Here is a 702-nt window from a genome sequence, read left to right as displayed (position 1 = left end):
CCTCGCGCAGGCTGGCCATGCAGCGCTCTGCCACCGTCACTGCCTCGGGCAGGGGCACATCGGGCAGCAGCAGCACAAACTCCTCGCCGCCGTAGCGTGCGGCCACCTCGTCGGCCCTGCGGATGGTGCCCTGCAGCAGTTGCGCCACGCGGCGCAGGCATTCGTCACCGGCCAGATGGCCGTAGTGGTCGTTGTAGAGCTTGAAGTGGTCGATATCGATCAGGATCACGGCCAGCGGCAGCTGGTGCCGCCCGCAGCGCATCCATTCGGTGGCCAGCCGCTCGTCAAAGCGCCGGCGGTTGCCAATGCCCGTCACACCGTCGGTGGTGGACAGAAGGGCCAGCTTGGCGTTGGCGGCGGCCAGTTCCTGCTCCTTGCGCACCAGTTGGGTCACGTCGGTGCGCACACCGGCGATGCCACCCTGGGGGGTGCGCCGCTCGTCGGCCTGCAGCCAGCGGCCCTCGGGCAGGCGCTGCAGCACGGCATGGTTGGCCGCGCGGTGGTCGGCCATGCGCTGGGCGAGCCAGGCCTCTTCGTTGCCAATGGCGTCGGGGTACTGGCCGCGCTCGGCGCCGTAGCGTGCGATCTGTTCAAACGTGCTGCCGGGCACGATCATGGGGGCCGAGATCGGGTACAGGCGCCGGTACTGGGCGTTGCACACCACCAGCTTGTCTTCTGCATCGAACAGTGCAAAGCCTTCGG

The 702-nt window shown here is 68.8% G+C and carries 1 protein-coding gene; it reads right to left on the bottom strand.

From position 1 onward, the window contains the following. The coding region (locus DBR23_RS31690) for a diguanylate cyclase (RefSeq protein ID WP_233250724.1) at positions 1 to 702 on the bottom strand (702 nt) is incomplete at both ends.

It is taken from the genome of Acidovorax sp. HMWF018, assembly GCF_003061035.1.
Taxonomy (GTDB): domain Bacteria; phylum Pseudomonadota; class Gammaproteobacteria; order Burkholderiales; family Burkholderiaceae_C; genus Acidovorax; species Acidovorax delafieldii.
The sequence above is the reverse complement of the archived record's forward strand: the minus strand, read 5'-3'. Positions and strand labels throughout refer to the sequence as shown.